This window comes from Microbispora catharanthi (genome assembly GCF_006334915.2).
In the GTDB taxonomy this organism is placed as follows: Bacteria; Actinomycetota; Actinomycetes; order Streptosporangiales; family Streptosporangiaceae; genus Microbispora; species Microbispora catharanthi.
Genome location: NZ_VDMA02000057.1, coordinates 1 through 5,482, shown reverse-complemented (window position 1 = coordinate 5,482; position 5,482 = coordinate 1). Strand labels below are relative to the sequence as shown.

Below are 5,482 nucleotides of genomic sequence, written 5' to 3'. Positions count from 1 at the left end.
CTTCACCGGCGGCAACCCCATCACCGGCATCGAGCTCGACGGCCATCAGTCGCTGCAGTACTCAAACAGCGCAGCGGGGGCGGCCGAATGCCAAAACAGGGACTGCACACGCACACTATCTGCCGGAGATGCATGCGGCCTCCTGTGCCAGGCACAGAAGGCAGCGGCGAAGCAGCCGAACAGCCCGAAGCCACTCCCCTTCACTCCGTCGCCCAGCCTGTCACCAGTTGTCGACTACGCCGCCGGTATCGCCGGTGGTGTCACCCCCGCCCCCGACCTGGTGTGCTGGAATGCCAAATTCTGTCAGTGGCAGCAATATGGCCAAGCCCTCTCACCAATCCTGAGGACCTCCGACCCGGCCATCAACCAACCGCCCGGCCACTCCGAGTCCTGGGCCATGGGCGCAGGTGTCTCCCAGCTACTGGGGTTCGGCGCTCTCGGTGGTTTCAGCGGGGCTAATGAGGGATTGCGCAAAAAACAGCTTCGCCGCAGGGACCCTTGTCCTCATGGCGGATGGCAGCCGCAAACGAATCGAGGACGTTGGGGTCGGGGACGAGGTTCTCGCCACAGACCCGGAAACCGGCGAAAGCGGTGCCCGTAAGGTTACAGCGCTGCACCGCAACAAAGACACCGACATGGCGGACGTCACAATCCGCACTGCCGACGGTCACGAAACCACCATCCACGCTACCCAACACCACCCCTTCTGGGATGAAACCCGCCGTGCCTGGGTCGACGCGGCCGACCTTAAAGCTGGAGATAACCTCATCTCCCCCGACGGCAAATCTGCGTATGTTGTGAAGGTGCGCAGCTTCGCTGCTACGAAGTACATGTACAACCTCACCGTTGCTGGCCTCCATGTATTATCGACCAGGCTCGCGAATTGGTGAACCAATCCATGTTCTTCGTCGGGAAGTCACGATCGCGGACACTGGTAACCATTTCCATAATTATGAGCTTGTTAAGTGGCTTCATCGTGGAGGTCGCCCCCACGAACCGAGAGACTATTCCTCGAAGATTAAGCGGTAGGATTGCACTCCTCCTTACCAGTGGAGTCGACTGGGTCAGGCTTGTCGACCCCGTTGAAAAGCTTGTCGTCGTTCTTGCCCTAGGCGGTGTAGCCGCAGGTGGCTGGGTGTCGCCGGTTCCGGAAGTGACGGTCTCAATGTCGGTGGCAACCGGCCGGAGGCCGACAGGGGCATCATCTCTCTATGTGGAATCTGTCCCAAACGTAGAGGACGCTCACCTGCCGGCACTACGAGTCCCAGTCAACGAACGGTGACGATCGGAGCGGCATCAGCAGTTGGGGATAACCACCCAATCGCTTTCCCAGTAGCCATTGCCGGTCGCGTCTTTCACAACTGATGCGATCACGTCATCGTAAACCTCTATGGTGTAGAACTTGTCTACGTCGTCCAGGTGGAAGCCGCATAGGGGACATCCCTCCAGTACGCCCTGTATCCGTACGTGTCCGGCCCCTGGTTCCCCTTCGAGATCTCCCCAATCCGCCCAGTGCAGCCTCTGACCAATCTGATAGTTGGATAGGTTCAGAGCCGAATAGACGAACTGTACCCACCACTTGGAGCGTTGGCTACAGTTTGGGCACTCCATGGCCTCCGGCAATTGCAAGCGATTGAACATTCCCATGGCTACTCTATTCTTACCCCCCATACTGGAGGAAGGTTATGAGTTCATGCGGATAGCCTGTTGTTGCGAGGTAGTCAGCGAGCCTCTCATCCACCAGGCGCTGCGCTTCACCTTCACTGCGGGATGAAAGGCGCGCCTCGCGTCTTGCCATAAAGCTGTAGAGGAAGGAAATTCTACTTTCGGGCATGTGTGCCAGGAATTCCGATACAACGGCGTTCGGAATGACCAGCCTACGATCTCCGATGGTGGCGTCGACTTCTGCGGATTTACCCTCCCATGCCTTCACCAGAATATTGTTGTCGATAACAATCTCTTTCTTCTGGTTGTCATCCGTCTCCCGACTGCTTGCCTGACAGCCTGTGACATCCGGAGTGTCTCCGCATGTCATCGTGAGAATGGTGAGGAGCGAGCCGGCGAAGCCGAGAATGGACCTGAAGATACGCCCGGCCGTTCCAACCGGTTCTACCGGTGCGGGTTGGGGTACTGTCACCGGCTTCGGGGCTGCAATCGGAGGTAGGGCGTAACCGTTCGCAGGTGCCTGGCTTGGCCCCGACTGCGAGTTCCCGCCCGTTAGCCATGGCCTCGAGGACAGTACTCCTCGTTGTGGCCAATTTTGCCATTCCTGCGGCCGAGCCGGTAGCGGCAGAGCCGATCACCTCTCCGAGACCAGCTACGAGTTGCTGAAACAGCGATATCGGTCGGCCGCTCCGACCAGGGACGAGACCACCTGTGGCGGCCGTGCTGACACTGGCGCCCCACACCGCCCGGGCCTACCTGATCGAACACCACGTCACCGACCTGTGCGGAAAACCATTTTTCAAATCGACAAACTCGGTGTCGCCAGTCTTGATCCGACCCTAGCCACCCCTGCCAATCTGGTCGGATACGTTCAAGTCAGTGGGTCATCGAAGTTCTGCACTGGATCCGCGACACCTTGTTCCACGAGAACCACTCCCGCGTCCTCACCCAACCCGGCCCTCGCGTCATGGTCTCTCTGCGCAACCTCGCCATCGGCGCGTTACGCCTGGCCGGACGCGCCGACATCATCCGCCTGGCCCATGCATACGTGCATGCGCCGCCGGTGCCGCTCTTCGGAGAGCTGACCCGGGTGCGCAACCGTACGTACCGACTGCTGGAGCGGACGCGGAATCCGAGGCAGCAGCACGGGCTGTACCTCGCGGCCGGGCAGCTCTGCGGACTGCTGGGCAGCGCGAGCTTCGACCTCGGCTACCCGTACGCCGCGGCGGAGCAGGCCAGGGCCGCCCGCGTCAACGGGGAGGTCATCGGTCACAACGAGCTGTCGGCGTGGGCGGACGGCCTACTGGCATGTGTGGAGTTCTGGGCCGGTCGCCCAGCTCAGGCACTCCGGCTGGTGGAGCGGGGGCTGGCCATTGCTCCCGCCGGTACGACTCGTGTAAGGCTGCTCAGCATCGCCGCCCGAGCGTCCGCCCTTCTCGGCGACGGCGATGGCACTCGCAACGCGATCCTGGCTGCCCGCGACGCCCGGGGACCGCAGGGGGAGTTGCACGAAGGCGTGGGCGGCGAGTTCGGATTCGACGAGGCCCGCGAAGCCTTCTGCGCGGGCTCCGCATACTTGAGCGCGGGGTTGGCTCCAGAGGCTGAGGCCGAGTGCCAGCGGGCGCTCAACCTGTATCAGTCGGCTCCGGACGAGCAGCGCTGGTACGCAGCGGAGGCGAGCGCATCCGTCGACCTGGCCGCCGCCCGCCTCCTCGCCGACGACACCGATGGAGCCGCCGACGCTCTGGCCCCTGTCCTCGCCCTTCATCCGGATAAACGGGTTGAGGGCCTGGTCAAGCGCATGGGGCAGGTCCGTGCTTCGCTTGCATCTGTCGCGTCCCACGAGGCAGGGTCCTTGGCAGAGAGGATCGAGGTCTTCTCGGCGGAGACCGCCACCCTGGCGCTTCCTTGGTCCTTTTAGCAGCGGCCTCACGCCTCGAGGAGGTTCGTTCCCGCGTGAAGGACAGCCCGTGGTGAGATTCACGGCCTGCCGACGAGGGGACCGCCGCTTTCTCTTCTCTACCATGCGCAAGGCCGGCAGGATCCGTTCCAAGCATGAGGGAATATCACCGGCCAGCGTAGCCAGGCGACGGACGGTCGCGCGTATTCTGCGCGGCAATCACGCCAGCCCGCACCAGGCATGCCCGGCTGACGGCCCGCTTGCGCTCGTACCCCTGCGTCTTTTACGGCCAGGCGCGAGACTACAACTGGCCTTCCAGCGGGATATCCGTTCGGGCCGTAGTGATGACCCCATCATCTTTAGCAACGAGAATGGGCCCGTTGCCAGCCAATGCGAATCCAATCTCTCCAGTTTCACAGAACTGCACGGTATTGTAATAGAAGATCCAGTACCTGAGTGACTCTTCTTCGCCACAAAAGGTCAACGGGTATCCGACTTCCGGCTGAATCTCGTCGAAAAGAAACCGCTCAGCGAGTTGCTTCGCCTGAACCTGGTCCAACGCTTTCCTCCATCATCATTTGTATGGAAACCTTTCGCAGCGGATCGGCCTCGACGGCGAACGCCCGGTCTATCCCGCCTATCGAGCAGGATACTACAGCCACCTCTTCCACGCGCCGTATCATCGCCCGATTCCATCCATGTATACCAATTGTATTTTCCAGCCCTTACGGGTACATCCTCGAGTGGACCGGCGGCGCCATGAGCAGAGGGGTACAGTGGCCCGATCTATTGCGGCAACGGCATGGATTCAGTTATGCGGTAAGCCTGCAGCGCCCGGATATGCAGCCACATTATTGCCGGGCCATTCTGGACGACCAGGAGCCGTGTCTTGTGATGCCGATTTCATTGACAGCTCGGCCCTCTAACTCAATCCCCGAATGATCAGAATGCAATGGGCATCTACATGTGAGTGTCCGGATCGGTCGAGCGACCGATCCGGACACTCACATACCTGCGCCCGCCTGGTTATCTCAGTTTGTTCTCAGGAAGTAGAACCTGCGGTAGCCGTCGAGAGAGGCGGCCCCACCGGACTGACCATCCAGATATCGAATTACACCCCTCTGGTTGACGACGTTGAACACGTGCCCGACTCTGTGCGGCCCTCGATATCCCCAGATGATGCCTCGAGATCCATTACCTGCGGAACCAAGTTCCGTCTCGATCTGCTGAATGCTTCGCGGGCGGAATGACTTTCCGTAGAACTGTTCTATAAGGGCGGCGGGGTTGGGTCCACGATTTATTGCGGATGCAGGGGATCCTCCTAGAGTGCTGTCCGTCGCCAAAGCGCACGGTACACAGTTATTCTTTCCGCCGAGGGGGTTGACGTTTCTGATTGATCCAGCCCAAGCGCCAGCGTCTCCTGCGGCACCCGCAGGGCCTCCCGTGCCTCCTGCGGCCGCGCCAAACCCCAGTAGCGTGGAGACGCCTGCGCCCATGGTCCAGGATTCGGAGTGGCCGGGCGGCTGGTTGATGGCCGGGTCGGAGGTCCTCAGGATTGCTGAGAGGGCTTGGCCATATTGCTGCCACTGACAGAATTTGGCATCCCAGCACACCAAGTTGGGGGCGGGGGCGACACCCCCGGCGAGACCGGCGGCGTAGTCGAGAGCTGGTGGCAGGCTGGATGGCGGCGTGAAGGGGAGTGGCTTCGGACTGTTCGGCTGCTTCGCTGCTGCCTTTTGTGCTTCGCACAGTAGACCGCATGCATCTCCGGCAGGCTGGTACTGGGGTAGATCAGGGCGGATCTCGGGCGCGATATCGCCCGAGGCCGATCGCCTTCCGGTGTTGCAGAACTCGCCCGGTGTGCAGCCGGCGTGGCCGTCGAGTTCAATGATGCCGATCGGATTTCCGCCGGTGAAA

Annotated in this window: 6 protein-coding genes; 2 read left to right on the top strand and 4 right to left on the bottom strand. The window is 61.3% G+C overall.

The window, feature by feature from the left end; all coding sequences use genetic code 11:
• Positions 1–458 precede the first annotated feature (458 nt).
• Positions 459–890 (top strand): Hint domain-containing protein, encoded by a 432-nt coding sequence (locus tag FH610_RS42445; protein ID WP_205826466.1) that lies wholly within the window; start codon positions 459–461, stop codon positions 888–890.
• A gap of 406 nt (positions 891–1,296) precedes the next feature.
• Here FH610_RS42445 and FH610_RS42440 read toward each other — a convergent pair whose 3' ends face one another.
• Both FH610_RS42440 and FH610_RS42435 read right to left on the bottom strand, forming a co-directional pair.
• A complete protein-coding gene (locus FH610_RS42440) occupies positions 1,297–1,647 on the bottom strand; it encodes a hypothetical protein (protein WP_139580900.1) in 351 nt (116 codons plus the stop codon).
• A gap of 13 nt (positions 1,648–1,660) precedes the next feature.
• Positions 1,661–2,137, bottom strand: a complete 477-nt coding sequence (locus FH610_RS42435) for a hypothetical protein (RefSeq protein ID WP_139580899.1) — start codon at positions 2,135–2,137, stop codon at positions 1,661–1,663.
• Positions 2,138–2,632: 495 nt separating this feature from the next.
• On the opposite strand from FH610_RS42435, the gene FH610_RS42430 reads away from it, so the two are divergent.
• The gene (locus FH610_RS42430) at positions 2,633–3,586 is read left to right on the top strand and encodes an NsdA family TPR-like regulatory protein (RefSeq protein ID WP_139580898.1); all 954 of its coding nucleotides are present in this window, start codon (positions 2,633–2,635) and stop codon (positions 3,584–3,586) included.
• 280 nt (positions 3,587–3,866) lie between these two features.
• Here the strand turns inward: FH610_RS42430 and FH610_RS42425 are convergent, their stop codons facing one another.
• Positions 3,867–4,124, bottom strand: a complete 258-nt coding sequence (locus tag FH610_RS42425) for a YrhB domain-containing protein (RefSeq protein ID WP_139580897.1) — start codon at positions 4,122–4,124, stop codon at positions 3,867–3,869.
• Between the two features lie 472 nt (positions 4,125–4,596).
• Positions 4,597–5,061 (bottom strand): toxin glutamine deamidase domain-containing protein, encoded by a 465-nt coding sequence (locus FH610_RS45815; protein ID WP_420813807.1) that lies wholly within the window; start codon positions 5,059–5,061, stop codon positions 4,597–4,599.
• Between the last annotated feature and the right edge of the window lie 421 nt (positions 5,062–5,482).